The sequence below is a fragment of the Gilvimarinus sp. F26214L genome (genome assembly GCF_054401055.1).
In genome coordinates this window covers 238,359-261,382 of sequence record NZ_JBTIYG010000006.1, presented here as the reverse complement: position 1 = coordinate 261,382, position 23,024 = coordinate 238,359, and the positions used below count along the sequence as shown (strand labels likewise).

Sequence of the window (23,024 nt, the reverse complement as noted above, 5' to 3'; positions counted from 1 at the left end):
CTTTTGCTTAAGACACTGAAAGACCTTTTTAGATAACTACAAGCAGATGAGAGGTACGAACATAATGAAGTTGAATCCAATTTATTCAGGGATCATGTGCGCCGCATTGGCCTTGCCCGTGACAACCTTCGCACAGGAAGGCAGCGGCGGTCAGGTGCTGGAAGAGATCGTGATTACCGGTTCTCTTATCCGTGGTACCCCTGAAGACGCGGCGATGCCAGTGGACACCATCAGCGCCGACGATCTGGACAAGCAAGGTGCACCACCCCCCCTGGAAATGCTGAAAAATCTCAGCTACATGAACGGCATCGTGGGTGAAAGTAACAACTTCACCTCCGGCCGGGGCCAGGCCGCTCACGGTACTGCATCCATCAACCTGCGCGGCCTGGGTTCGCAACGCACACTGGTTCTGCTTAACGGCAAGCGCCTGGCATCCAGCGATGCGAACCGCCTGCCGAACAACGCCATTGCCCGCGTTGAAGTGCTGAAAGACGGCGGTGCGGTAACGTACGGGTCCGACGCCATCGCCGGTGTGGTGAACTACATCACCAAGGAGAGCCAGGACGGGTTTGAAGTCAGCGCCGATTATCGCGCGATTGAAGATTCCGACGGCGACTATAACGTCGGCCTGAGTTGGGGCACGTCCACCGACAACTCCGACTTCTTCGCCTCTCTGAACTACTACCACCGTTCCGAGTTGCCGCTGACAGATGTTGACTACGCGCTCCAGCCCTATGCCAAGAACCCGGAAGGTGGTTGGGGAACTGGCGCGAACCCCGGCACGTTTTATGGCAATGTTGATCCCGGCTGCGAAGTTTTTGGCGGTGTTCTCACCGGCGCGGGCGCAGTACCTGTATCGTCCGTCGCAGATGCAACTAACTGTCGAACTCGCTATACCGAGTGGTACAACCTGATCGACGAACAGGATACCTACCAAGGGTTTGCTTCGTACAATCTGAACCTCGGTGACAGTACCGACCTCAAGATCGAGGCACTCTACGCGAGCACTGAAGTGGACCATGCAAGCTCCGCCGCATCCTATACTACGGCCAACTACGTTCCGGGCGTGTTGATCGGCAGCACTGATCCCACGGAAATGAACCCTTACTACATCTTCGGAGCCGGCAACCCCTATAATCCGACCGGTAGCAGTATCCCCATCATTCTGAACCAGTGGCGTCCCTATTTTGCGGGCGGCAACCCTGCATTCGGATATGACGGCGCCTGGACCAACTATGATCGCGAGCAGTATCGCCTTTCAGCCGAACTGACTGGCATGCTCACGGATACTATCGGTTACCGCTCGTCCCTGTCATACAGCAAGTCTGATGATGAGCGACAGGAATGGGATATCCGCATCGACAAGCTGCAAATGGCGCTTCTGGGCATGGGTGGACCAAACGGCGACCTGGCTCTGAATCCCTTCTCCACTGGAATTCCCTATCTTCCAAGCGGAGCCGCAAACCCTATCTTCAACCCGGCCACCGATCTGGACGAGCAGCGCGCTGTGGCGCAGTGGCTGATGGAACAGCACACAGCCGCCAACAAAGACGATCTGGTTGAGTTCAACTTTGTTTTGGATGGCGAACTGCCGGCTGAATTGAGCGGCGGCAACATCGGCTGGGCTGCGGGCGTGCAATACCGGCATGAAGCCACTGACCAGGACTATGCCGATTTGTCCAACCAGGATCTGAACCCCTGCCCGATTTACGGGGCCGACTACTGTGTAGGCACTGACTTGCAGGGTGCGAGCCCGTGGGGCTTTTTGGCCACCTACGTACCCTATGATCTCGATCGTGAAGTCAAGGCCGTCTTCGGTGAATTTATGATCCCCTTCACCGACGACCTCACCGCCCAACTCGCGGCTCGCTACGAGGATTACGGTGATGTGGGTGGCGACAGCTTCGACCCCAGCTTACGTCTGCGCTGGCAGGCTACTGACTGGCTGGCGCTTCGAGCTTCCGCGGGTACCACCTTCCGCGCACCGGACCAGGCGGATCTTCGCCCGGTGGTTTCCACCGGCTTCGCGTCAGTGAAGGGCAACAGTACCCCGATTCGAAGCAGCGGCAATCCGGACCTGGAGCCTGAGGAGGCCACGAACTACAACTTCGGTCTTATGTTCTCCGGTTTGAATTACGATTTCACCATCGATTTCTGGCGATATGAAATCGACAAGCGCTTAAGCTTTGAACCACGCACGGGCATGACTCAGGCGTTTTGGCCTACCGACGATCCGGCCGATATGGACTGTGGATCGCCGCTGGTTGACCGTTTCGATCTTTCCGGTGCTTGCGGTGCTCCTGGCACCACCATCTCCGGTGTGTATGTCAACCAGATCAACGGCGGGGAGATCGTCAACGACGGTATCGACCTGCAAGGCCGTTATACCTGGGATGAAGTGGGTCCCGGCGCTCTGAGCCTGGGCGGCAGCGCTACCTGGATCAACAAGTTTGAGACAGAAGGCGTGAGCGTCGAAGGCATTCAGGTGGAAAGCAGCTTTGACGGTGTTGGCAAGTACAACATGGGCACCAGCCTGTTCCCGCTGCCCGAGTGGCGCGGCAACATGTTCCTGGACTACTCAATGTTCTCCCAGAACATTCGCTGGACCATGAACTACGTCGACAGCTATGAAGATACCCGTGACATCTTCACCAGCTGGGCACCGGAAGGCCGTACCATCGACTCCCACATCACTCACAACATCACCTACCGCCTGGACGTGAACGACAACGTCACGATCAGTGCTGTAGTGGATAACGTGACTGATGAGGAGCCGCCCTTTGTGCGCTCCGAAATGAACTACGATCCGGTAACTCACACGCCGCTGACCCGTACGTTCAAAGTCGGTGCAAAGGTACGCTTCTAAACTTCACTGAGCTTTTCCGTAGCTTGAAGGGGCGGCCATCTGGCCGCCCCTTTTTTATTCCTGACCTGAAGGGCGCGACCGCCCTCAGTGGCCCGCCCCCCAACACCCTGCCAGTACGCACCCCTTACAAAACTAAACAAATCTAATACTTTATTATTAGGTTGGTTCCTTGTCGCTCCGTGACCGGCGGGTTTATTATCCCTTCGTGGCGCATCAATTAACATAAATTTGCGCTCCCCAAACTCCGACCATCATTACGACAATAATCAAAACGGAGCGGTAGTTTTGCGAGACATCAAGCTGATTCCCCAGGTTTATTCCGTTCCCCATCCGACCCACGCGGACATGGGCTGCACTGCTGCGCCCTGACCGGCTGACCGAATTTGCTCCTGCGCTCTACACGCCGGGGCAATGTGATTTCGGACCCTTCCGAAACACCTCAAAAGACCTTCAATACGATAATTACAAGCAGTGAGAGGTATGTAGAAGATGAAACTGAACCCGATCTATCGAGGGATACTCTGTTGCGCCCTGGCGATGCCGGCCGCCGCCATTGCCCAAGGGGGAGGACAGGCGATTGAAGAAATCGTCGTAACCGGCTCTCTGATCCGCGGAACGCCTGAGGACGCGGCCCTGCCAGTGGAGGTGCACTCGGCGGCGGACCTCAAGGCCAGTGGCGCACCCACCGCGCTGGAGTTTGCAAAAAGCCTGACATCATCAGGACCGACAGCGGGGGAAGCCCATTTTTTTGGAGGGGCTACAAACACGGGCAACGTACAGTACAACCTGCGCGGAATCGGCTCGGATAAGACCCTGTCCCTGTTCAACGGGCGTCGCATCAGCCAGAACACCTCCATCATTCCCGCCGCTGCTATCCAGCGCATTGAGGTTCTGAAAGATGGTGCGGCGGTAACGTACGGTGCGGACGCCACGGGCGGCGTAGTCAATTTCATCACACGGGACAGCTTCGAAGGGCTGGAAGTCGACTCGTCCTACAAGTACGTCGACGGCTCCGATGGCGATTACACCATGAGCCTGCTCGGCGGATTCGGAGGCGACGATACCAACGTCATGTGGGCCGCGGAGTGGGAACATCGGTCCGAGCTGAGTGCCTCGGAACGAGATTTCACCACCCTGTCCTATGCCGAGAATCCGGTGCCCTGGTCTACGCTGACGAACCTGGCCACCTATGTGCCCAGGGGGACCCTGCCCGCACCATATGCCCCGAGCGACCCCAGTGCCGATGAACTGGAATGGAATCACCGAATGGGCAGCGTGGCGGATTTCACCCAGGAGTCCTGCGAGGCCGTGGGAGGGGTATTCGTTCCCGATTACCCGAGTTGTGCTTACAATTACATCCCCTTCTACAACCTTGTCGAAGACAACGACATTTATCGCATCTACGCACAGGTGAAATCCGCGGTCAGCGACACGATGGATTTCAACCTCAACTTTGCGTTCGGTCGGGTTTATACCCCACATGCTTACGGCTCACCCTCGCAACCGGTGATCCGCGGCCCCGCCGAAACGACCGGCGCGGCGTTTCAGTTGTACGTGCCGCAAAATAACCCCTACGCGCAAGAGTTCGCCGAGCGCACCGGATGGGCCGATGACCCCTTGTACGGGCTGACCGAAGGCTACACCCCCATCCTCTATCGGCCGTTCGCTCACGGTGGCAATGACACACGGGTGCAGGGCGACAACCACAGCATGCCCCGGGAAATCGACAACAAGTACTGGCATATTTCGACCGGTCTGAATGGCCGATTCGACAACGATGTGGGCTATGATTTCGCGGTTACCTACAACCAGTCAGTGTCGCGGTACGACGATCCCGACGTTGTGGGCCACCGGCTTCAGGAAGCGCTGAACGGGTTTGGCGGCCCCAACTGTAATGCCGTCGACCTGGACCCGACGGCTTATGGAACCCAGAACCCCGGCGCCGCCGGTACGGATGGATGCCTCTGGTACAACCCGTTCGCATCACAGTTCGCCGGGCAACCCATTCTCGGGCTGGACAACCCGAGTCATGTTCCAGGCGATGAAAACCCCCACCAGTTGAATGCATGGCTGTTCAATGACCGCGAAGCGGAGGACGAAAACTACAACGTAACCGTAGACTTCGTTCTGGACGGCATCGCGCCATGGGAACTGCCCGGAGGCACCATCGGCTGGGCCGCAGGCGTACAATGGCGGAACACCGAATTGCGGGAAAATGTTCCCGATCCGCTCTACAACGGCAGCACTCCTTGCGCCTGGCCGGGGCAGGATCCGCGGGACACTGACGACCCCGCCTTTGACGGTTGCACACCGGATTCACCCGGACCGTTCTTCTTTTTCGGCACCAACCCTCCCGACAGTGCCAGCCAGGAACAGCGCTCATATTTCGTAGAAGCCAACTTCCCGCTGCTTGAATCGCTGTATGTGTCGACCGCAGCCCGCCACGAGTGGTTTACCGGAGACCTGGATGCGACCGTCTACAAGGTCTCGGGCCAGTGGACCGCGACCGATAACCTGTCCCTGCGCGGCTCGTACGGCACCAACTACCAGGCTCCCTCCGCCGAGGTGATCCCCGGCGAAGTGGTCAACGGGACCAACAGCTACGGGGTCGCCGGCGGCAAATGGCTCGGCGTGCAGACCTACACTCGTGATGATATCGAGCCGGAAACCGCCACGGTCTGGAGCTTCGGGGCCATCTGGCAAAGCCAGGGCTTCAGTCCTGACCACGACGTCCGGGTAATTCTCGACTACTTCAACATCGAGACCGAAGACGAGCTGGGCTTTCTGGCGTCGGCAAACGACATCGCCGCCGCGGTGTTCAACATCGACAACGACTCCGCCCCAAACCTGGCCCAGTGTGACCACGCGCTTGCGGGACGAGTACAGTTCAACGGCGGCTCCTGCGTACAGGGTGTGACCACCGCGAATGACTTTGCCTCGGTTCGCCGGGACTACGGTAACGGCCCGGGTCAGCACACAGCAGGTTTTGACGTGCAGCTGAACTACGGAATGCCCTTCTACAAAGGTGACCTGAGTTTCAATCTCACTGCCACCAAGCTGCAGAAGTTCGAGTTCACCGAGACAACCCTGGACGGCTATGTTCTTGACCCGGGTGAGGACCGGCTGGGCTACCTGAACTTCGCAACCATCGCCAGTTCTGCCTCCGAGTTGCGGACGAACATGCATGTGAACTATGCGCAGGACATCCACAACTTCCGACTGGGCATGAGCTTCATCAGCGGCGTGGATGACGAGCGCTTCTACAGCGATGACGGATCCCTTGACCTGGCCTTCATGACGCCCTCGGGCTACCAGCCGGGTACCACCGAGGCTTTTGGACCTTCCGACTACGGGATGAGTGCGGACGACTGGGTCGTGTGGGACTTCCACTACACGGTAGAACTTCCCTGGAACGCCACACTCAGCGCATCCATTGAGAACCTGACTGACGAAGCTCCGCCCGAGTCGCGCCAGGAATTGGGTTACGATCCCCGCATCGGCAATCCGCTCATGCGCTCCTTTGAGATCGGCTTCCAGAAGCGCTTCTAGCAGGCTGTCGGAAGCTCCGGTCAGATCCACTGCAAGCGGCCCTTCGGGCCGCTTTTTTTCCCCTTTCCCCAAGGTCCGCTTCCCCCGCTTTCGCGATTTGCACCCGCATCCCCCCCAATGACCGTCAATCAGCCACCCCTTCGTTTACGGGCGCCCGCTTGACCTTCTTTCTGGAAACCGTATAAGATCGAGCCAATTCGAACGTTTGGTCACATTAACCAATAACAATAATTCACAAGTATCTTAAAGAAAGGATAAGCAGTACCCAGGCTGCAATCGCAGAATCACGCAGTATCTACGACAGCTATCAACGATAAAAAAATAACGAGATCGGATGGTAGTCTTAGTATGAGCACTGATACACCTGCGCGAGTCACGGTAGTTCAGACCCGTCACACCCGTATCCCGCCCGAAAACCATCTCCTCTCCCGTTTAGCTCGGTGTACCCGCTATGGCGCCGAGTGCCGAAATTTCGCATCAGTCGAAATGGCAAAACCCTTAATAACGATAAAACAAGCAAGCGAGAGGTATAACAATGAAGCTCAATCCAATCTATCGAGGGATTCTATGCTGTAGCCTGGCAGTACCGGCAACGGCGCTCGCACAAGACAGCGGCGAGGCAATTGAGGAAATCGTGGTAACCGGGTCATTGATCCGGGGCACCCCGGAAGATGCAGCGCTTCCGGTGGAGGTGCATACCATGGAGGACATGCGGCTTTCGGGCTCGCCGAGCGCGCTGGAATTTGCAAAAAGCCTGACCTCTTCAGGCCCGACTTCCGGTGAGGCCTATTATTTTGGCGGTGCCGAACTGACCGGCAACGTGCAGTACAACCTTCGGGGCCTCGGTGCGGACAAGACCCTGGTTTTGTTTGACGGCCGACGTGTTCACGAAAGCACCACTCCGGAAGGCGGCTCCAACTCGTCCATTATTCCTTACGCGGCGCTGCAGCGCGTCGAAGTCCTCAAAGACGGTGCAGCGGTAACCTACGGTGCCGATGCCACCGGGGGTGTCGTCAACTTTATTCCCCGTGAATCCTATGAAGGATTCGAGTTTGACGCTTCGTACAAGGCCATTAGCGACTCCGACGGCGAATATAACCTGAGCATGCTGGGTGGTTTTGGCAGCGGAGATACGAACATCATGTGGTCCGCTGAATGGGAGCATCGGTCCGAGTTGGACACCTTAGACCGGGATGTTTCCAGCCAACCCTATGCGGTGAATCCGGCACCGACTTCCCATCTGACCAACCTCTCCGCCTGGTTTGCCCACGCTTCACTGCCGCCCACACCCAACCCAACCCTGACCGACCCGCTCGCGGGTACAGATCTGGAGGGACGGGTTTTTGCTCCCACGGGCGAGTTCGGCACTTTGCTGGCCATGGTCAACGACTTCGACGCCGCGTCCTGTGCGGCGGTCGGGGGGACCCCTGGAGCACTGGACTGTCGCTACAACTACGCATCCTACTACAACCTGGTTGAGGAGCAGGATACCTATCGGTTGTTCGGACAAGTGACCTCCGCGGTCTCGGACAAAATGGATTTCCACCTGCGTCTGGGCTTTGCCCGCATCAATGCTCCGGCGGTCGAGGGTTCCCCCTCGCAGCCGGTGATCCGGGGGACCGCCCTCCATGAAGGTGCCACGGGGCAGTTCTATGTTCCCCGCACCAACCCCTACTTCGACGAATTTGCCAATCGTACCGGTCTCGTCGACGCGACCGCCGACCACGATGGCGACCCCAATACCCCGGAGGTCCCGGTGTATGGGGCGGTACAAGGCGTAACAGCGTTTACTTACCGGGCCTTTGCGCACGGAGGCAATCCGTATTTCGCTGAAGGAAACAACTCCAGTGTCGCCAGCACCATCGACAACAAGTACTGGCACCTGTCCACTGGCGTGGACGGCGAGTGGGATAACGGGATCGGCTACGATTTCGGCATCACGTACAACCATGGAACCGCCTATGCGGACAGTCCCGATCTTATCGCTCACCGCCTGCAGGAAGCACTGAATGGTTTCGGGGGGCCCAACTGTAATGCAGCGGACCTGGATGACACACGTTTCGGCACCCAGAACCCCGCAGCGGCGGGCCAGAATGGCTGTATGTGGTACAACCCTTTCGCTTCGAACTTTGCCGGTCAGCCCCTGCTCGGCCTCTCCAACCCCGCGTATGGCGGCGCCGATTACACCAATTCGCCTGAACTGGTGCATTGGCTGTTTGACAAGCGGGCCGCCGAAGAGGTGGTCGACAACCTGACAGTTGATTTCGTCCTCAATGGAGTCGTTCCGGGAGCGGAACTACCTGGCGGCGCCGTCGCCTGGGGTGCCGGTCTGCAGTGGCGGCAGACTCATTCCCGGGAAACGGTCTTCAGTGACTTCTACAACGGCAGCCAGCCCTGTGTCTGGCCCAATGAATCGGGTCAGAGTCCCCAGCCGCCAACAATTAACGGCAGCCCCAACCCCGACTATAACGGCTGTACGCCGGACCGCCCCGGGCCGTTTCAGTTCTTCGGAACCAATCCGCCGGACCGGTTGGAGCAGGAACAGGAGTCGGCATTCGTGGAGTTCAACCTGCCCGTACTCGATAGCCTGAACATCACAGCTGCGGGCCGCTACGAAGAGTTTTCCGGCGGTCTGGACGCGACGGTGTACAAGGTGTCCGCCAAGTGGCAGGCCACTGAGAACCTGGCCCTGCGCGGCGCCTTTGGCACCAACTACCAGGCGCCCGGCATCGGCATCGTTCCCGGAGAAATCGACAACGGCGTTAACAACTTTACGGTGGCCGGCGGCGCCTGGCTGGGCGCGCAGACGGTGACCCGCTCGGATATCGAGCCGGAAACCGCCAAAGTGGGCAGCCTCGGGGTGATCTGGCAGTCCGCCGGTTTTACGGATGACAGTGACTTCCGCATTATCGTGGATTATTTCGACATCCAGACGGAAGACGAGATTAGCCTGCTCGCTTCCGCGAACGATATCGCCGATGCCGTATTCAGCATCGACAACGGAAGTAATCCGAATCTTGCGGATTGCTCTCACCCCTTGGTCAATCGGGTGACGTTCAACGGCGGGTGTACCCAGGGCGTCACCGACGCCACCGGATTTTCCAGCATCAGCACCGAACGGGGCAACGGCCCGGGCCAGAGTACCGCGGGCTATGACATCCAGGTGAGCTATGGCTTTCCGTTCATGGACGGGGATCTGCGCTTCGAGTGGAAGGGCACCCGGGTTGTCGAGGATATCAACGAGGAAACAGTGCTGGACGGCTACGTTCTTCAACCCGAGGACGACAGGCTTGGCTACCTCAACTATGAAACCATTGCTTTCGCCTCCTCGAAGTGGCGCACCAACCTGAGCACCAACTTCGCCAAGGACATCCACAACACACGCTTTGTATTGAATTACATTAGTGGCGTGGATGACGAGCGCTACCTCCTGCCGAACGGATCGCTGAACACCTCAGCCTTGACCGTCGGGGGCAACGTTTCCGATTACGGGGTCAAGGGCGAAGACTGGATTTCAGCCGATATCCACTACAACGTGGACCTGCCCTGGAACGCCACGTTCAGCGCCTCAGTCCTCAACCTGACGGATCGCGAACCACCGGAGTCCCGTCAGGAACTGGGCTACGATCCGCGCATCGGTAACCCGCTGGGCCGAATGTTCGAGATCGGGTTCCAGAAGCGCTTTTAATAGCACGAGGTTAAGAAGCGTCAAGGGCGGCCAGTGGCCGCCCTTTTTTTGGGCGAGAAGTAAAGGTTGGTTGGTAAAACGTAGTTTTATGTTGACCTTTCGTGACCCACGGGTTTAGTATTTTGCCATACCGCTCGTGTACCACAACGCGAATGGCAGCAGGGATAAATAACTTTATAACAAGGGACCTGCCACACCGGGCCGCGGTGTTGGACACAAATCCCCGCAACGAGATCAACTCGTAAGCTCCCCCGCTGCAAACGTTGGTGATACACCCGCAATCTGTCTCTTGATCAATAAATAGATAACAGAAGAACGACTGCCGCCGATCCCAAGTTGGACACTGCCCATGCGCGTTGCTGCACGGGCAGAATAGGTTCTGATCCGATCCGTCGTTACTCCTGGACAACCGTTTTCGTTAGCTCATAACCAAAAAAAACCAGAAAACGAGAGGTTGAACCATGAAGAGGCGCCCACTCTACTTTGCCATCCTGGCCGCGACTGCGAGTTTGAGTCATCCCATTCTCGCCCAGGAAAACGAAGGTGCGGACCCGACTGTTGAAGAAATTGTTGTCACCGGGTCATTCATCAAACGCGACAAGTTCGATATGGCCTCCCCGGTCGAAAGCATCGACGCGGTAGATATTCAAACATCCGGTTACACCAGTATCGGGCCGTATATCCGTGACCTGACCTACACTGCCAACGTAGACACCGTGGCCAACGTGTTGAGTGTCGCTGACGGTCAGCAGGATTCCAACTCCGCACGGTTCAACCTGCGGGGCCTGGGGACGTCCAGCACTCTCACCCTGATGGACGGACGACGGGTTCTTAATTCGGGTGCAGTAGCCGGCATCATTCCCGACATCGCTCTGGATCGGGTTGAAGTCATTCTAGATGGCGGCGCAGCAACGTACGGCACTGATGCGGTGGCAGGGGTGGTGAACCTGATTCCGATTCAGCGCTTTGACGGAGCAAAAGTGCGCGGGTTCTATACCCAGGACAGCGAGGGGGACATCTACGAGCCAAAAGTATCCTTGCTCTTCGGACGCAGTTTTGATCGCCTTGATGTTGTTGCGGCAATCGATTACTCGGAACGAAAAGATGCTCTTCACCGTTCCGACCGCCCCGATTATTTGCGTGCGGATAATGACACCAGCATCTCCGGCAATCCCGGCAGCTATTCCGTTGCAGCCACAGGGGGCTTCGGCGGCGTGGATCCCGGATGCGGCACGGGGAACGCGGGGCGGGAAGATGACGGCCTGGCTGGAAGCTACCCGGGCGGGCTCCCCACCGATCTCGGCACGGGCTTGCCGATCGCACTGGCTTGCACAATGGAGTATGGCCAGTTTCAGGATTACAAGCGCCCGTATGAAGATCTCGTCACTTATCTTACCGCATCCTACGAGTTGAACGACTCGGTGACCCTTCGCGGTTTTCTCAATTACAACGATCGAACATCTGTCCTGGTTTCGACGCCGTCGACCGCAGAACGGGGAAGCAACGACTTGCTGAACATTTCACCGGTTCACCCAAACAGCCCCTTCCCCTACACAGTCACGCCGCGCAACTGGCGACCGTTTTCCGCGAACGGAGCAACTCAGCCAAGTTTCATGGACGACCGCGGGTCGTTGAACACGCCCTGGAATTATGTAACTACCTCGCTTGCCCTGGGCACCGAGTTCGACATGGGCTCCGGTTGGACCGGCGAAGCGTGGGCCACGCGAGCCAACTCCTCCACCACTATCAAGAACACCTGGCTCAATCTGGACCGCTTGAGCATGGCTCTCCGGGGCGAAGGGGGGCCAGACGGAGATCAATGGTTCAACCCCTTCTACAGTGCCAGCGTCCACTCGCCGGACTACGTCCCATGCGAAACCGGAACAGGGGCGGGGTGTACGGCCAACGATCAAACGTTGGTGAACTGGCTCTATCACTCTGATGAGTACGAAGCGTCTGAAACTGAGTACTGGAGCGTGGAAGGTTTTGTTACCGGCGATTTGTTCGAACTGCCCGCCGGTGCTGTGCAGGTAGCAGTTGGGGCTCAGTTCCGGGAAACAGAGTACATGATCCAGGGCAACCCTCTGGCGCGGACTGCGAGTGAGATCTACACCAACGCCGCAGCCGACGGCGGTCCCGCAAGCCAGGACTACAACTCGGCAGTAAACAACGGGGTCAGCGGCAGGAGCGTAACCGAGTCCGCTGTCAGCTCGCTGTTTACCGAGTTTCTGGTTCCTATCGCTGACGAACTGGAGATGACTCTGGCCATGCGCTATGAAGACTTCCGGGACCTGGGCATGTCCGCCACGGTGCCGAAAGTTTCCTTCCGTTACCAGCCGCTGGATAATTTGTCGCTACGCGCATCGGTCGGTGAGGGCTTCCTCGCCCCCACGGTCAGCGAAGTCACCATTGACGACAACCCCCAGTGCAGCGAACTGTTTAGCGGCACCGATCCGGTCACCGGTGGAGATTTGGCCAACGCCCTTTCTTGCTCCAACGGTAACCCGGATCTCGATCCGGAAGAATCCGAGATCTTCAACCTCGGCGCCACCTGGAAGGCGACGGATAACCTCGAGTTCAGCCTGGATTACCAGCAAATCGACTATTCCGATCGCATTATCCGTTTGAGCAGCACAGATACGCTCAACATGGATTTCGCCAATATGCTTCAGGAAAACGGCCTGAACCAGGGCGACTGGTCGAACCTTTCCGACCCGGATCAACTGGCCGTCCTGCAAAGCTGGCATTCATCACCCGAAGCAGATTCCGGGATCATCCGCGACCCGGCCACCGGCGATGTCCTGCAGGTAATCCGTGAGCCCAACAACATCACCGCCGTGGAAGTGGACGTAATCGATTTTCGCATTCGACACGGCATGGACATGGGGCGCTGGGGCTACCTGAGCACAAACTGGTCCACCACGGCCTATGCGAAATACGAGTACCAGGATGCCTGGGGCGCGCGGGCCGATGCGGCCGGCAAGCAAAACGGCGATTCCGACATCGCGCCGCCGCTGCCGGAAATGAAGCACCAACTCCGCTTTGGGTGGCTGCTGGATCGCCATCATGTGGGCCTGACGTTCAACTATCAGGATGAAGTGGAGTTTGATTCGTCGGTCGGTCCGGCCTACGGCCCCGGCCTGGGAGCGTCGGTGCCCGAAACGATCAATGCACAGACCATTGTGGACCTGCGCTACGCGGTCAATTTCGACCAGCTGGCTGGTGGACGTGTCGAGTTTGCCCTGGGTGCGAACAACCTGCTGGATGAGCGGCCCCAGCGTCTGCCGATCCTCGGCGGCCTCGAAACCCGTCTGCAGGATCCTACCGGTCGCATGCTCTACATTGAAGGCACCTACTCCTTCGAGTAAGTGCAATTCTTTCTCCCTCATGCGGGGGGCTGCTTGTGCAGCCCCCTTTTTTTTGCCTTCGTGGTCTACCGCAATGGGAGCTGTTGAACCTCTGGCGAGGTCGATGCTTAAATAGCTTGCTCCCGCTTTGACATAAGTAGAATAATCCCATGCCCGCCGAAACCCTGCCGCTGAATCATACGCTCCACCAGTTTGCCGCGCTCGCGAAACACCACGCGCTCTGGTGGGCCCCCACTCTGGCCCTGGTGCTTGGGGTCACCATGGCCAATTACGGCTGGAGCCGGGAAGCCTGCTTCGCCGGGGGGATCGCATTTCTCACGGCCGCCTGGTGGATTTTCGAACCCATTCCCCTGGCCGCGACCTCCCTGATTCCTCTGGGAGCGTTTCCAATGCTGGGCGTACTCAGCGGCCAGCAGGTTGCATCCGCTTATGGTAATCCGCTCATTCTTTTGTTCGTGGGCGGCAGTCTTCTGTCCAAGGCGCTCGAGAAAACCAACACCCACCAACAATTGGCCTTGGGGACGGTCCGCTTGATCGGCGGAGTCAGCAGCCGCCGTCTGGTCATTGGCTTCATGCTGGCCTCTGCCCTGCTGTCCATGTGGATCTCCAACACGGCGACCGCTCTCATGCTGCTGCCAATCGTGCTCGCGGTGCTGGAAAAAGCGGAAGATCGCCGGCTGGGAATTCCGCTGCTGCTCGGGGTCGCCTATGGAGCCAGTATCGGCGGCATGGCCACTCACATCGGTAGCCCGCCGAACCTGGTGTTCATGAGTGCGTATCAGCAGTACACCGGCGAGGCACTGACCTTGCTGGACTGGATGGGCTGGGGCTTGCCCGCTGTGGTGCTCATGATCCCTCTCGCGGCATTGTGGCTCACCCGGAACCTGGACAGCGGCGGGGGCGTAAACATCCCCGACCCGGGCGCCTGGACTACCTCGCAGAAGCGTGTACTGGTGGTTTTTGGTTTGACGGCACTGGCCTGGATCACGCGTGGCAACCCGTTTGGCGGCTGGCAAAGCTGGCTGGGTCTGGAGAAGGCCAATGATGCCTCCGTTGCGTTCATTGCCGTGGTAGCGCTGTTCCTGATTCCGGCGGGAGGGAATGAGCACAAGAACGAAAAGTTGCTCGACTGGGAGCACGCGGTCCGCATTCCCTGGGGTATCTTCATCCTGTTCGCCGGCGGGCTGGCCATTGCCGAAGCATTTACCACCACGGGGATCAGCGATGCCCTTGGGCAGGCATTGGGGGGCCTGTCCTCACTGCCGCCGATTGTTCTCATTCTGGTGGTGTGTCTAACGGTGACCTTTCTCACCGAAGTGACCAGCAACACAGCGACGTCAACGATGTTGATGCCCGTGCTGGCCGCCGCCGCGACCGGCGCCGGAATGGATCCAAAACTACTGATGGTTCCCGCCGCCCTGAGTGCCAGCTGCGCGTTCATGCTCCCTGTCGCGACACCACCCAACGTGATCGTCTTCAGCGCCAATCGCCTTACGGTTCGGGAGATGGCCCGGGAGGGGCTTGTGTTGAATCTGCTGGGTGCGATTGTGATTACCACGGTGGTTTACTTTGTTGCGGGATGAGGCACACCGCCCCCGCACACCTCACACGCGGGATCTTTGGACAACCTCAGCTCCCGCCAGCTCATGGTCTTTGCATCGAGCACCTGTAACCGGCCGACCAGAGGCTCGCCAAAGCCGGCCAGTATCTTGATGGCTTCCGTTGCCTGCATGCTGCCGATGATGCCGACCAGGGGCGCGAGCACACCCGCCTGGGAACAACTGAGCTGTTCGTCGTCCACATGGCTATAGAGGCAACTGTAGCAAGGCGAGTCCTCCCGGCGGGAATCGAATACGGAGACCTGCCCTTCCAGACGAATCGCAGCCCCGGACACCAGGGGTACCCTGTTGTTGACGCAGGCCCGATTGAGGGCGAAACGGATGGAGAAATTGTCCGTGCAATCGAGCACCAGATCGACCGTTTGTACCACAGCGTCCAGATTGGCTTCGTTCAGTCGGCCCTCGATAGGAAGCACACGGGTATCCGGGTTCAGCGCCGCAAGTGTTTTAGTCGCCGAGTCGACCTTGCTGATGCCCAGGCTAGCGGTGTTGTGGATGATCTGGCGCTGCAAGTTGCTCAGTTCGACGGAGTCAAAATCCGCGATACTCAGAGTCCCCACTCCCGCCGCGGCCAGGTACATGGCAACCGGGCTGCCCAGGCCGCCCATGCCCACGATCAATACGCGGGACTGCAGCAGTTTTTCCTGGCCGTCCACATCCAGCTCCGGCAGCAGAATCTGCCGGCTGTAACGAAGTAGCTCTTCGTCTTTCATTACTCTCCCTTCCCGAATTGTCCCAGGGTGACTCGATCTCGCCCTCCAAGGTCCTGGCGGGTTTCGACTTTGCCGTAATGCGCCGCCAGGAAAATATCGCGCACCTTTCGCGCCTGATCGTAACCGTGCTCCACCAGCAGCCAGCCCTCTGGCCGCAGGTGCTGTCGCGCCTGGTTGGCGATCAGCCGGATGTCCGCCAGTCCGCCATCCTTCGCAACCAGCGCCGAACGCGGCTCGAAACGGAGGTCCCCGGCCTGAAGATGAGAGTCCGCTGCGTCGATGTAGGGCGGGTTGGACACGATCATATCGAAGCTCTGGCCGGTGAGATTGTGGAACCAGTCACTGCGCAGCACCTGCACATTGTGGAGGTTCAACGAACGGCAGTTTTCAATGGCCAGTTGAACCGCCTTGCCGCTCTTGTCCGCCGCCACTACGGTCCAGTCGGGCCGTTCGCTGGCCAGAGCCAGAGCCACGGCTCCCGTGCCGGTGCCCAGGTCAAGAACGGAACAGGGGCTCGACGTGCAATGCTCCAGCGCGCATTCCACCAGCAGTTCCGTTTCCGGGCGAGGGATCAACGTGGATTCGTCAACCTTCAGGGCGAGCGACCAGAATTCCTTCTCCCCAAGCAGATGGGCCATGGGACGCCCTTCCTTGCGGGCGTTCAGCAGTGCGCTGAATGTCCGGTGTTGGTTTCCGTCGATTTCGGCTTCAGGCCAGGTGTACAGATAACTGCGGGGTTTCCCCAGGGCGCGGGCCAGCAGGAGTTCCAGGTCGAGCCGGGCGGAATCGCTCACGGCTTGCAGTTCCGTCGACCGGCGCAAACATTCCGCGACGGTGGCCATGGTGATTATCCGGCCTCGGCGAGCGATGCGAGCTGATCGGTCTGATGCTCGTGAACCAGCGGTTGGACCACTTCGTCCAACTCCCCTTCCATGACCTCATCCAGTTTGTAAAGGGTGAGATTGATGCGGTGATCCGTCACGCGGCCCTGGGGGAAATTGTAAGTGCGAATACGCTCCGAGCGATCACCGCTGCCCACCAGGCTTCGGCGTTCGTCGGAGAATTCCTTCGCGGCCTTCTCCTCCTGCATGCTCTGCAACTTGGCGGCCAGCAACGACATCGCGCGCGCCCGGTTCTTGTGTTGTGAGCGTTCGTCCTGGCATTCGACCACGATGCCGGTAGGAATATGGGTCAGGCGGATAGCGGAGTCGGTCTTGTTCACATGCTGCCCACCGGCGCCGCTGGCCCGGAAGGTGTCAATGCGCAGGTCCGCCTTGCTGATATCAATGTCTTCCGCGTCGTCCGCTTCCGGCAAAATGGCGACCGTACAGGCCGAAGTATGGATGCGACCCTGGCTCTCCGTTTCCGGCACCCGCTGCACCCGGTGCGCGCCCGATTCGAATTTCAGTTGCGAGTACACGCCCTTGCCTTCGATGCGGGAAATGATTTCCTTGTAACCCCCATGCTCACCGGGGTTCTCGCTCAATATCTCGATGCGCCAGCCGCGCTTTTCCGCATACTTGCTGTACATGCGAAAAAGATCGCCCGCAAATATGGCTGCCTCGTCCCCACCGGTTCCGGCACGGATCTCAAGGAAGACGTTTTTTTCATCGTTGGGGTCGCGCGGCAACAGGAGACGCTGCAATTCTTCTTCCAGAGGTTCGCGGCGGCCCGTGCAGGACGCCAGCTCCTCCTCCGCCATGGACCGCATCTCCGCATCGCCATCCTTCAGCAGTGCCTGCGCCTCTTCAATATCACCCAGTACCGACCGGTATTGCTCATAGGTCTTCACAACCGGTTCAAGTTCAGCGTACTCCTTGGACAGGTCGCGGAACTTGTTCTGGTTGCCGATAATTTCCGGGTCACTCAGTAGTGCGCTGACTTCGCTGTAACGGTCGTGCAGATGATCCAGTTTATCCAGGAGGGATGCTTTCATTCGTGATTGTCACTCGTATCGAGTTCGTTGATGTCGAACAATTCCCGGGTCAGGGTAATGATCTCTTTGCGCCCGGCCGCGCCCGCCTCTTTGAGCTTGGTGGTGGGGGTGTGGGTCAGCTTGTTGACCAGTCCCCGGCTCAGTTGCTGGAGCACCTTTTGAACATCCTCGCCGCGGGCGATCGCACGCTGCGCCTTGTGCAGCTCCGCTTCGGCCAGGCGGTGGGCTTTTTGCCGGTAGGCTTTGATGGTATTCACGGATTCGAGAGCCCGAAGTTCACTTTGGAAATAACTCACTCCCTCGTCGACAATGACCCCCGCTTTCTCCGCGGCCGCCTGCCGGGAGCGCCGGCCCTGGTCGATCACCTGGCGCAAGTCATCCACTGTATAAAGGTAGACGTCGTCCAGGTCGCCGACCTGGGGCTCAATATCGCGCGGTACGGCAATGTCCACCATAAACATGGGCTTGTGCTTGCGGCGCTTCAGCGCTGATTCCACCGTGCCCTTGCCGAGCAGCGGCAGGGGACTGGCCGTAGAGGAAATCACGATATCGGCCCGGTGCAGATGCTCGGGAATGTCCGACAGGAGGATGGCCTGGGCATCGAAATGGCCGGCCACCTCCCGGGCACGGCCCAGTGTCCGGTTGGCCACTATCAGCCGGGTCACCCCCTGATGGCGCAGGTGACGCGCCACCAGTTCGATGGTTTCTCCCGCGCCGATCAGCAGCGCAGTGTCTTCCCGCAGATCGGAAAAGATCTGCTGGGCGAGTGAAACTGCCGCGAAGGCGACGGAAACCGGGTTCTCCCCAATGGCGGTCTCGGTGCGCACCCGCTTGGCAATCGCAAAGACCTGCTGGAAGGTGTTGTGCAGCCGGCTGCCGACCGTTCCTGCGTCCCGGGCTACGGCGTAGGCGGACTTCATCTGCCCCAGAATCTGGGGCTCGCCAAGAATGAGAGAGTCCAGACCACAGGCCACCCGCATCATGTGGCGGATCGCATCCTCGCCCCGGTAGGCGTAGTGGCACTTTTCCAGGTCCGTCGGGGGCAGTTGGTGGTAGCTGGCCAGCCAGTGCAGCAGCGGCTCCACCGGTGCCGCCGGACTCACGTAGATCTCGGTGCGGTTGCAGGTCGATAAAATGGCAACCTCATCCGTGCGCAGGGCGCTCCTGGCGTCGTTCAGCGCATCCGAGATGATATCGGGGCCGAACGCCACCTTCTCGCGAATCTCGAGAGGTGCGGTGGCGTGGTTGATGCCAAACGTAAAAAGAGCCATAGACGGAGGCGTCGCTAGCGCGCAGGGGTACGGATCAGGCGCGGCACTACAACCAAGGAGAGCGAGTCAGTCAGGCTCGGTATCATAGATCTCACTGGCGGGCGATGCCGGGCAGGCCCGAAGAATGAATTGGGTGACGACAGGTCGTCGGCATTATACCGATTCCGGCCGGTCCTCACATCAGCTGCTACAATCATAGACAATTCAGGCCCCCTGCCGCGAGTGAACACTCCGGCTGATGGTTGCTCTTACTGAAGCCGGCGGCTTCGGAAAGGCGGGCTCCACGTGGCTTGTGGCCGTCAGAGCCCTTGCGCATAATGGGCAGCATGCAGAAACAGCAGGGTTCCTCCGAAATCGGGCCATCCGCGCACGGAGCGATCCGCAACAACAACCTGCACCATCGCCCTTGTACACAACAGGTATTCATGAACCAAATCAAACTTGCCGTTATCGCACTGGGCACCAGCCTGCTTTGGGGCTGTGCCAACATTCAGCAGGCCGAGACCCAGCCGGAGCCTGCCGCCCCCGAGGAAGCCGATACGGAAGTGGTCGTTTCGGAGGGCGGGGAAGACTCCCCGGCGGAAACGTTCAGCCCGCCCGCCAGAGAGTTTCCTATTGAAACTTTTTATTCCCTTCTGGTGGCCGAGATTGCCGGCAGTCGCGGACGTTATGACATTGAACTGGGCAATTATATCCAGGAGGCCCACCGCACCCGCGACCCTGCCGTCACCGCGCGGGCCGCGCGGATTGCGCGCTACCTGAACGCCCACCAGGCGGCCCTGAGCACGGCGCAGCTGTGGGTGGAACTGGAGCCCGACAATCCCGAAGCCCTGTACATCGCGGCTGTGGAACTGGCCCAGGACGGTCAGCTGCTGGATGCGTTCGAGCATTCGGAGAAGCTGCTCGACCTCGGCAGCACACCGATTTTCCACAGTATCGCCGCGCGCGCCGCACAAGCGACCGACACCCAGCGCGAATCCCTGATGGCCGACTTCGACCGCCTGCTGGACAGCCATCCACAGGAGCAGCAGTTGCGGGTTGGTCGGGCCCTGCTCCTGCAGCAGGAGGGCGAGCTGGAAGAGGCCCTCGACCAGGTTCGCGGTGCGCTGGACAGTGAGGAAGGCGATGTAGCGGCCGCGGTGCTTGAGGCCCAGCTGCTTTATCAATTGAAGCGCCCGCAGGAAGCCCTGACCAAACTGCTGACCCTACTGGAGCGGGAACCGGACAACCGCCGCCTGCGCCTTCAGTACGCGCGCATGCTGGCGGGGATCGACCTGCAGGAAGCCCAGGAACAGTTTGAAATCCTGGTCCAGCAGTCTCCCGACGACCCTGAACTGATCCTCTCGCTCGCGCTCGTAGCCAATGAACTGGGCAACGGGGATCTGGCTCGTGATTCATTCATGAAGCTGATCACCATGGGTGAGCAGACCGACTCCGCCCACTATCACCTGGGTCAGATGGAAGCGAAGGCCGGCAACCTGGACGCGGCAGTTCGGCATTTCCGCTCGGTGCAACAGGGGCCGGAATTCCTCCCCGCCGTTAATCACACACTGGATATCCTGATCGGCCGTGGCGATCTCGACGCGGCGGAACAACAAATGCGCGAACTGCGCCGCCGGCTCTCCGGGGAGAACCAACAATTCTATCTCCTCGAAGCTCAGGCTCTGGCCCGACACGGGCACCTGGACCAGGCGGAGGCTCTGCTGACCGAGGCGCTCGCGTTGCATCCAGCCAGTACGGAACTGCTCTACTCGCGCGCCATGATCAATGTGGAACGCAATCAGATCGATCTGATGGAGCAGGACCTGCGAACCGTGCTGAAGTATCAGCCGAACAATGCCGCCGCGTTGAATGCCCTGGGCTACACCCTGGCCGACCGGACCAATCGCTATGAAGAAGCCTACAAGCTGGTCAGGCAGGCTCTCAGCATCGAACCGGACGACCCCGCCATCATCGACAGCATGGGCTGGGTTCAGTATCGGCTGGGGAACTACGATGAAGCCCTGCTGCGGCTGCGGGAGGCTATGAAGGTGTTCCCGGATCACGAAGTGGCGGCCCACCTGGGCGAGGTGCTGTGGGTCGTGGGCGAACGGGAAGAGGCGCGGGCCACCTGGGCCAGGGGCCTCGAACTCAACCCCGACAGCGAGCTCATCCGCAAAGCCATGCGCCGTCTGGAAGCGGAAATCTGATGCTTCGCCGGGGCGTTGCGCCTTTATTCCTGGCCGTTCTGCTCCTGGCCGGTTGTGCCCAGCAACCACTCAGCCCGGTGGACAACTTCGAGCGCTACCAGAGCCGCCTCGCTGCCATTGACCACTGGAAACTCTCGGGCAAGATGAACATGCGCGTGCCGGGCGAATCCGACACCGTTCGGGTGCTGTGGAACAACCGGGCCCGGCAATATGACATCCGGCTGAGTGGCAGCCTGGGAATGGGCGCCACCTGGATCCGCGGCGACCGCAATGGAGTCCGCCTGGAGCAAGCGGGCGAGGACCCGGTGTTTGCCGCCAGCCCCGAGGACCTGGTCTACACCCAGCTCGGGCGCCAGATTCCCATCAGCGAATTGCGATACTGGGTCCGGGGCCTGCCCGCCCCCGGGCCGCGCCCGGAGCGCTCGGACTTTACCGCTGAAGGGATGCTCAGCATTCTCGAGCAATCCGGCTGGACCCTTCGCTACAGCAACTATCAGGCAGTGGGCCCGTGGAATTTGCCGGGGAAGATTCTGGCCGAGCGCGACGATCTGCGTCTCACTTTGCTGATCAGCGGTTGGGAGCTGCCCTAGTGCGCCCTCTCAGCCTTCCCGCCCCAGCCAAACTCAACCTGTTTCTGCACATCCTCGGTCGCCGGGCAGACGGCTATCACGAGTTGCAAACCCTTTTTCAGCTCCTCGACTACGGCGACCAACTCAACTTTGAACCAACGGACGGACACCTCACCCTGAGCGGAGCGCCGGCGGGCCTTCCCGATTCCGAAAATCTGATTTTGCGCGCCGCTCGGCTCCTGCAGGCGGAAACCGGATGTCGCCGGGGGGCCCACATCGAACTGGAAAAGAAGCTTCCCATGGGCGGCGGTATCGGAGGCGGCAGTTCCGACGCCGCCACTACCCTGCTCGCCCTGGACGCACTTTGGGGCACGGGTCTTGCTCTTGCCGAACTGGCGGCACTCGGCCGCCAATTGGGCGCGGACGTGCCCGTGTTCGTGCAGGGCCGAACCGCCTGGGCCGAAGGAGTCGGCGAGAAGCTGCAAGCCATTGATATGCCGGACCTTTGGTACCTGGTGCTGACACCGGCGTGCAGCGTTTCCACGGCTCTCGTTTTTGGTCACCCAGAATTGACAAGAGACAGCGCCGCCATTACAGTAGCGGCCTTCTCGGAGCAGGGTACCCGGAACGACTGCCAGGCCCTGGTGGAAAGGCTCTTTCCGCCGGTGTCCGAAGCCATCCAATGGCTGAAGTCGCGCACATCGGGAACCGTCCGGATGACAGGAACAGGCGCCAGCGTTTTCGCCTCCTTCGATTCCGAACCGAGCGCACGAGCAGTACTTGCGGACAGCCCCTGGCACGGCTTTGTGGCCCGGGGGGTAAACCAGAGTCCCGTACACGCACTGCTTCCGCGATAAAAGTTGACCTGTTGGGGTGTAGCCAAGCGGTAAGGCAGCGGGTTTTGATCCCGTCACGCGGAGGTTCGACAAAATCGTCCGGAACGATTTTGCATGAGCGCCAGCGAACCCGAAGGGCGAGGCCCAGGACGGGCCGAGTAATCCTCCCACGGAGGGTGAAGATACTCCGGAACTTTTACGCACGAGAAAGACAAATAGCTTTTCTGCATAGAAAAGCCTGGCGAATTGCGATAGCAATAACCTGTTGGGGTGTAGCCAAGCGGTAAGGCAGCGGGTTTTGATCCCGTCACGCGGAGGTTCGAATCCTCCCACCCCAGCCATATTACTAGAGCCACAGGATGTAGAATTCTCTGGCTTGTTGGCTAAAACCAACACTGCTGGCCGTGGGAGGGTTCGAAC

Annotated in this window: 12 protein-coding genes and 2 tRNA genes; 10 read left to right on the top strand and 4 right to left on the bottom strand. The window is 59.4% G+C overall.

What is annotated here, in order from left to right; translation table 11 throughout:
- Positions 1 to 64: 64 nt before the first annotated feature.
- The 5 genes from ACURWW_RS09205 (at position 65) to ACURWW_RS09185 (ending at position 15,054) form a co-directional block, all read left to right on the top strand.
- Complete coding sequence (locus ACURWW_RS09205) at positions 65 to 2,866, top strand: TonB-dependent receptor plug domain-containing protein (RefSeq protein ID WP_445616515.1); 2,802 nt, start codon at positions 65 to 67, stop codon at positions 2,864 to 2,866.
- Positions 2,867 to 3,355: 489 nt separating this feature from the next.
- Positions 3,356 to 6,415, top strand: coding sequence for a TonB-dependent receptor domain-containing protein (locus tag ACURWW_RS09200; protein WP_445616514.1), 3,060 nt, complete (start codon positions 3,356 to 3,358; stop codon positions 6,413 to 6,415).
- Positions 6,416 to 6,950: 535 nt separating this feature from the next.
- On the top strand, positions 6,951 to 10,103 hold the full coding sequence (locus tag ACURWW_RS09195; RefSeq protein ID WP_445616513.1) for a TonB-dependent receptor domain-containing protein: 3,153 nt from the start codon (positions 6,951 to 6,953) through the stop codon (positions 10,101 to 10,103).
- A 461-nt stretch (positions 10,104 to 10,564) separates the two neighbouring features.
- Positions 10,565 to 13,471 (top strand): TonB-dependent receptor plug domain-containing protein, encoded by a 2,907-nt coding sequence (locus ACURWW_RS09190; RefSeq protein WP_445616512.1) that lies wholly within the window; start codon positions 10,565 to 10,567, stop codon positions 13,469 to 13,471.
- 149 nt (positions 13,472 to 13,620) lie between these two features.
- Positions 13,621 to 15,054, top strand: a complete 1,434-nt coding sequence (locus ACURWW_RS09185; RefSeq protein WP_445616511.1) for an SLC13 family permease — start codon at positions 13,621 to 13,623, stop codon at positions 15,052 to 15,054.
- Here ACURWW_RS09185 and ACURWW_RS09180 read toward each other — a convergent pair.
- The 4 genes from ACURWW_RS09180 to hemA are packed head-to-tail and all read right to left on the bottom strand — an operon-like array spanning position 15,036 to position 19,010.
- Complete coding sequence (locus ACURWW_RS09180) at positions 15,036 to 15,803, bottom strand: molybdopterin-synthase adenylyltransferase MoeB (RefSeq protein WP_445616510.1); 768 nt, start codon at positions 15,801 to 15,803, stop codon at positions 15,036 to 15,038. The genes ACURWW_RS09185 and ACURWW_RS09180 overlap by 19 nt on opposite strands.
- Positions 15,803 to 16,645, bottom strand: coding sequence for a peptide chain release factor N(5)-glutamine methyltransferase (gene prmC, locus ACURWW_RS09175; protein ID WP_445616509.1), 843 nt, complete (start codon positions 16,643 to 16,645; stop codon positions 15,803 to 15,805). The genes ACURWW_RS09180 and prmC overlap by 1 nt, the downstream gene beginning before the upstream one ends.
- Positions 16,646 to 16,650: 5 nt before the next feature.
- Entirely contained in the window at positions 16,651 to 17,739 is a 1,089-nt protein-coding gene (gene prfA / locus ACURWW_RS09170) for a peptide chain release factor 1 (RefSeq protein ID WP_445616508.1), read from the bottom strand.
- Positions 17,736 to 19,010, bottom strand: coding sequence for a glutamyl-tRNA reductase (gene hemA / locus ACURWW_RS09165; RefSeq protein ID WP_445616507.1), 1,275 nt, complete (start codon positions 19,008 to 19,010; stop codon positions 17,736 to 17,738). Before hemA ends, prfA begins: the two co-directional genes overlap by 4 nt.
- A gap of 425 nt (positions 19,011 to 19,435) precedes the next feature.
- Here hemA and ACURWW_RS09160 point away from each other — a divergent pair, with 425 nt between their 5' ends.
- The 5 genes from ACURWW_RS09160 (at position 19,436) to ACURWW_RS09140 (ending at position 22,945) form a co-directional block, all read left to right on the top strand.
- Positions 19,436 to 21,199: a tetratricopeptide repeat protein gene (locus ACURWW_RS09160; protein ID WP_445616506.1), complete on the top strand. Its 1,764-nt coding sequence runs from the start codon at positions 19,436 to 19,438 to the stop codon at positions 21,197 to 21,199.
- Positions 21,199 to 21,789, top strand: coding sequence for a lipoprotein insertase outer membrane protein LolB (gene lolB / locus ACURWW_RS09155; protein ID WP_445616505.1), 591 nt, complete (start codon positions 21,199 to 21,201; stop codon positions 21,787 to 21,789). The genes ACURWW_RS09160 and lolB overlap by 1 nt, the downstream gene beginning before the upstream one ends.
- A complete protein-coding gene (ispE, locus tag ACURWW_RS09150) occupies positions 21,789 to 22,625 on the top strand; it encodes a 4-(cytidine 5'-diphospho)-2-C-methyl-D-erythritol kinase (protein WP_445616504.1) in 837 nt (278 codons plus the stop codon). Before lolB ends, ispE begins: the two co-directional genes overlap by 1 nt.
- An 18-nt stretch (positions 22,626 to 22,643) precedes the next feature.
- Positions 22,644 to 22,728, top strand: a tRNA-Gln gene (locus tag ACURWW_RS09145).
- A 142-nt stretch (positions 22,729 to 22,870) separates the two neighbouring features.
- A tRNA-Gln gene (locus ACURWW_RS09140) sits at positions 22,871 to 22,945 on the top strand.
- The last annotated feature ends 79 nt before the right edge of the window (positions 22,946 to 23,024 follow it).

Bases quoted from the DNA above. Each gene is read 5' to 3' on its own strand.
- ACURWW_RS09205 (WP_445616515.1), top strand. From the start codon at position 65: ATGAAGTTGAATCCAATTTATTCAGGGATCATGTGCGCCGCATTGGCC.
- ACURWW_RS09200 (WP_445616514.1), top strand. From the start codon at position 3,356: ATGAAACTGAACCCGATCTATCGAGGGATACTCTGTTGCGCCCTGGCG.
- ACURWW_RS09195 (WP_445616513.1), top strand. From the start codon at position 6,951: ATGAAGCTCAATCCAATCTATCGAGGGATTCTATGCTGTAGCCTGGCA.
- ACURWW_RS09190 (WP_445616512.1), top strand. From the start codon at position 10,565: ATGAAGAGGCGCCCACTCTACTTTGCCATCCTGGCCGCGACTGCGAGT.
- ACURWW_RS09185 (WP_445616511.1), top strand. From the start codon at position 13,621: ATGCCCGCCGAAACCCTGCCGCTGAATCATACGCTCCACCAGTTTGCC.
- ACURWW_RS09180 (WP_445616510.1), bottom strand. From the start codon at position 15,803: ATGAAAGACGAAGAGCTACTTCGTTACAGCCGGCAGATTCTGCTGCCG.
- prmC (WP_445616509.1), bottom strand. From the start codon at position 16,645: ATGGCCACCGTCGCGGAATGTTTGCGCCGGTCGACGGAACTGCAAGCC.
- prfA (WP_445616508.1), bottom strand. From the start codon at position 17,739: ATGAAAGCATCCCTCCTGGATAAACTGGATCATCTGCACGACCGTTAC.
- hemA (WP_445616507.1), bottom strand. From the start codon at position 19,010: ATGGCTCTTTTTACGTTTGGCATCAACCACGCCACCGCACCTCTCGAG.
- ACURWW_RS09160 (WP_445616506.1), top strand. From the start codon at position 19,436: ATGAACCAAATCAAACTTGCCGTTATCGCACTGGGCACCAGCCTGCTT.
- lolB (WP_445616505.1), top strand. From the start codon at position 21,199: ATGCTTCGCCGGGGCGTTGCGCCTTTATTCCTGGCCGTTCTGCTCCTG.